Annotated in this window: 3 protein-coding genes and 1 pseudogene; 2 read left to right on the forward strand and 2 right to left on the reverse strand. The window is 62.2% G+C overall.

All coding sequences use genetic code 11. The features are described from left to right. A pseudogene (locus tag AX703_RS28125) lies at positions 1 to 193 on the forward strand (hypothetical protein); the annotation flags it as partial. On the opposite strand, the gene AX703_RS00010 reads toward AX703_RS28125, so the two are convergent. Continuing rightward, on the reverse strand, positions 174 to 1,442 hold the full coding sequence (locus AX703_RS00010; RefSeq protein ID WP_062341705.1) for a YceI family protein: 1,269 nt from the start codon (positions 1,440 to 1,442) through the stop codon (positions 174 to 176). The pseudogene AX703_RS28125 and the gene AX703_RS00010 overlap by 20 nt on opposite strands. 120 nt (positions 1,443 to 1,562) lie before the next feature. On the opposite strand from AX703_RS00010, the gene AX703_RS00015 reads away from it, so the two are divergent. Then, positions 1,563 to 2,396, forward strand: a complete 834-nt coding sequence (locus AX703_RS00015) for a TIGR00266 family protein (protein ID WP_062341708.1) — start codon at positions 1,563 to 1,565, stop codon at positions 2,394 to 2,396. Positions 2,397 to 2,468: 72 nt separating this feature from the next. Here the strand turns inward: AX703_RS00015 and AX703_RS00020 are convergent. Next, positions 2,469 to 4,224: TonB-dependent receptor (locus tag AX703_RS00020; protein WP_062341710.1), on the reverse strand; the 1,756-nt coding region annotated here is incomplete at its 5' end.

Below are 4,224 nucleotides of genomic sequence, written 5' to 3' on the forward strand. Positions count from 1 at the left end.
CAAATCCGCTAAAACCCACGCATTCCCAAAGGCTTCAGAGTTTTTCACGGGCGACCTGCTAGGCCACGCGCGCTTCACAGGCTCGATCAAGGAAATCGACGACAGTGCCAACGAGAAGTGGGCTCGAGCCTATTCCGAATTTTTCTTTGGCGGCCTGCGCCACACTGGCGCGATCAAGGGGCCTGCCGCGTAGCCTTGATATTGAAGTTGACGCCGACTGCATCCTTCAGTTGATCGGTCGCGGACCATTCTGCTTCACCGACTCCGAAGGATAGCCGCTGCAGGGTTGCATTGCCGGTGGCGGTTGCCTTGTCGCCGCTGATCTTGAGGGCAAACCGCAACGCCATCGGCTTGCGCTGTCCATGCAGCGAAAGCGTTCCATTGGCGACGTAGCGGCCTTGGCCCGCCTCCTTAATGCTGGTCGAGACGAACTGCGCCTTGGGATGTGCGCCGACAGCGAAGAAGCTGTCACTGCGCAGCATATCATCGCGCTGGCTGTCGCCGCTGTCGACCGAGGCGAGATCGATTGTCGCACGGATTGATGAGCCCGGCAGGTCTTCGGGATCGAAGACGATCGTCGCATCCCAGCGCGAGAACGATCCGTTGATGGCCTCTCCGCTGTATTCTGCCGCAAAGCCCAAGCGTCCGCCCTTCTCCAGTTTCCACGGGCTCGCCTTGGCAGCTGTTGCTGCCGCGCTCTCGGCAACGGCGGGTTCGGAACTCGCGGGTGCTGAGGGCTCTTCGATCGGCACATCGGCAGCACTTCCAGAAGCCACTTCGCCTGGCGGCTTAGCAGCCGGACTCTTGTTCCCGGAAACCGAAAGGAACAGGCCGCAGATCAGCGCCCCGGCCCCAAGAGCAATTGCTGCAAATCCGGCAATACCTATCGCGCCGTGCGAGCGGATCGCCGCAGGCAGCATCCGGCCAATCACGTCCTCGCGCTTGAAGTGGTGATACAAGGCGCCAGCAACGTGCAGCACGATCAGTGCCATGCCGACGGTGCCCAAGGCTCCGTGCAGAGCTTCGGCAGGCTCATGGAAGGCCTGGCCAACCGGCAGGTCAGGCCATGGCACCTTGCCGAACAACATCGTCTGCAACCGCACCTTGGCCGTCGAAACGATGATCCACCCGGTCAGCGGCCCAAGGATCATCACCCCATAAAGCAGGACATGCACAGCAGATGCGAGCAACATCTGCGCCTTGCCGTCCTGCACTGGCGCAGGACGCGCCTTGAACAGTCGCACCACCAGCCGCGCAAGGCTCAGCAGCAGGATCGCGATGCCCACCGACTTGTGGAACTGGTATCCGGCGAACTGCACCGCGCCCTTGGGCAGGTCTTCCAGCGCCCAGCCCAGCCCGATCTGGAACAGCAACAACAGGGCGATCGCCCAGTGCAGGATGATGGCAAGCGCAGAATACCGTTCGGGCCGCAGCGTTGTCATTGTCAAAATACCCCTCGATCCGACAAGCGTCATAACAGCGCCGACGAAGACATGATATGCCCTCTCGTATCGGCGCAGTGGATTGCTACATCTGCGCACATCAATCCTTGGGAGACTTCAATGTCCAACAGTCCGTGGGCCCATCACCGTAGCGCAAGCATTGCCGACGACATCGATTTCGAGATCAAGGGGCAGGAACTCCAGTTTCTCGAGATCGAGCTCGATCCGGGTGAGAGCGCAGTCGCCGAAGCAGGCGCGCTGGTGTGGAAGGACGGCTCAGTTGGGATGACGACCGTATTCGGCGATGGCAGTGCCGATCAGCAGGGCGGCTTCATGGGCAAGCTGCTCGGTGCGGGCAAGAGGCTCGTGACCGGCGAAAGCCTGTTCACCACCGTTTTTACGCACAATGGTTCGGGCAAGGCGCGCGTGGCCTTCGCCTCGCCCACTCCTGGCGCGATCCTTCCGATCAAGCTGTCTGACGTGGGCGGCACGCTGATCTGTCAGAAGGACAGCTTCCTCGCCGCCGCGCGCGGCGTCTCCATCGGCGTTGCCTTCCAGCGCCGCGTGATGACCGGCCTCTTCGGCGGCGAAGGCTTCATCATGCAGAAGCTCGACGGGGATGGCTGGGTCTTCGTGCAGATGGGCGGCACGCTGGTGGAGAAGGAACTACGCCCCGGCGAGGAACTCCACGTCGATACCGGCTGCCTTGCCGCCTATACGCCTGGCATTGATTTCGACCTCGTTACCGCAGGCGGCGTGAAGTCTGTCCTGTTCGGCGGCGAAGGCCTGTTCTTCGCCCGCCTGCGCGGTCCCGGCAAGGTCTGGATCCAGTCCCTACCCTTCTCCCGTCTCGCCGGTCGGATGCTGGCGGCAGCAGGCTCACGCGGCGGCCAGAACCGGGGCGAAGGCTCGATTCTGGGCGAACTGGGCGACTTCATCGGCGGCAACAACTGACGATCCGAAAAGAGGCCGGTGGAATGCTCCACCGGCCCTTGAGTACCGCATGCGCTGCGGGGTGGTTCGGCCTCAGAAGCTCTTGCGCAAGGTTACGCCCCAAGTGCGCGGATCGCCCGGGAGTCCCGCGATCAGGCCGGTATTGCCTGGGCCGACGAAGAGCTGGTCGATGTAATTCTGGTCGAATGCATTGCGCACCCAGCCATAAATGTCGAACCCGTCGTCAGTGCGGAAGCCAACGCGAAAGTTCGACAGCGAATAGCCATCAACCCAAGTGTAGATCGAGGGCGTCGGGTTCGACGAGAAGTTCGAGCGATAGCTGCCGTCATAGCCGAAGTAGACCTGCCCCTCCTGCTCGAGAAACGTGACTGGAGCATTGGCTTCAAGCCCGAAGGACAGTGACCACTTCGATACACCAGGCAGTCGCTGGCCCGAAATGTCGCAGTTGGCGGGGCTGCTGGCTCCGCCCGAAAGCTCCGGCGGGCACGGGGCGTCGACGAACTTGCGGTAGGTGGCGTCGGTGTAGGCTCCGTTCACATAGACATTGAAGCGCTCGCTCGGCCGGACCGAGAAATCGGCCTCGACTCCCTGTGAGCGAACCGCTCCGGCGTTGGCGAGATAGCCGCGCAGAACGCCGAACTGGCCGTTGTTCACGTTGGCCTGATAGTCCTTGATGTCCGTGCGGTAGGCCGACAGATTGAGGATGGCCCGCCGGTCCCAGAACTCGGTCTTGAGGCCTGCTTCGTAGTGCTGCACCGATTCCGGCTTGACAGTAGCCGCCCCGAGGATCGGGTTGTTCGCGGCATCCGTGGGCACCCCGTTCTGGTTGATGCCGCCTGACTTGAAGGTCTTGGCGTACGTAGCATAGAACAGGATGCCGGGTGCGACCTTGTAGCTGGCGGTAAAATCGTAGCTGAAGTTCCAGTCGCTGAACTTGGGAGAGATGGTCTGCGGCGTGAAGATGCCGAGTTGCGCCGTCTTCACCGGGCTGGTCGTTCCGTCGATCAGGATTTCGCTGCCCGAGGCCGTGAAGACGCGCCGCTGGTAGAAGCCGTCCTTCTTGTCATAGTTCACGCGCACGCCCGGCTGCAGGGTCAGTTCCGGCGTCACTTTCCAGCTCGCCTGCCCGTAAACCGCCACGCTGGCATTCTTGAGATACTGCGTGTTGAGCGCCGTCAGCCCGTTCAGCACGTTGGAGTTGTAAAGGGCATTGCTGGGCGCAAGGTTCCATTTGGTCGACGCGCTGCCATGCTGCTCGGTGCCCTGCGTGTCGATACGCTGGTAGAACCCGAAGGCTCCCAGCACGAAATCAAGGCGATCGCCGCTGTAGTTGTAGCGCAGCTCCTGCGTGTATTGATCCTGTTGCGACGGGTTCTGCGACTTTGTGACGATCGGCAGACCGGTAAAGTCACGGTCGTTCTGAGGCTGCCAGTCCCAGAAGCGCCAGGCAGTGACCGAGGTCAGCGTACCCGGCCCGATGTCCCACTTGGCCTTGAGCGAGACCCCACCGATCTTGTTGCCCGCCTGAAGGGTGGCGTCGAGGTCGGTCAGCCGGTCATACGGATTGGTGCTCGGCACGGTATAGCCTTGTGCCGCGGCAAGCGCTGCAAACTGACGATCGGCAGCGCGCTGCGTGGTCCCGGTCCGGACATAGACCGAACCGCAGCAGGCGGCGTCCTGTTCGCTATAGTCACCGGCGAGCGTGATGCTCAGCGCGTCGCTCGGCTTGAACAGCAGCTGGCCCCGCAGGCCGAGGTTGTCCTGCCCCTGAACCGTAATCGTCCGGCGGGACCCGCCTTGCTTGGCGGGGGAGCGATCGGTCTTAAGC

This window comes from Novosphingobium sp. CCH12-A3, assembly GCF_001556015.1.
Taxonomy (GTDB): domain Bacteria; phylum Pseudomonadota; class Alphaproteobacteria; order Sphingomonadales; family Sphingomonadaceae; genus Novosphingobium; species Novosphingobium subterraneum.

Coding starts and splice junctions, on each gene's coding strand:
- AX703_RS00010 (WP_062341705.1), bottom strand. CDS start 1,442: ATGACAACGCTGCGGCCCGAACGGTATTCTGCGCTTGCCATCATCCTG.
- AX703_RS00015 (WP_062341708.1), top strand. CDS start 1,563: ATGTCCAACAGTCCGTGGGCCCATCACCGTAGCGCAAGCATTGCCGAC.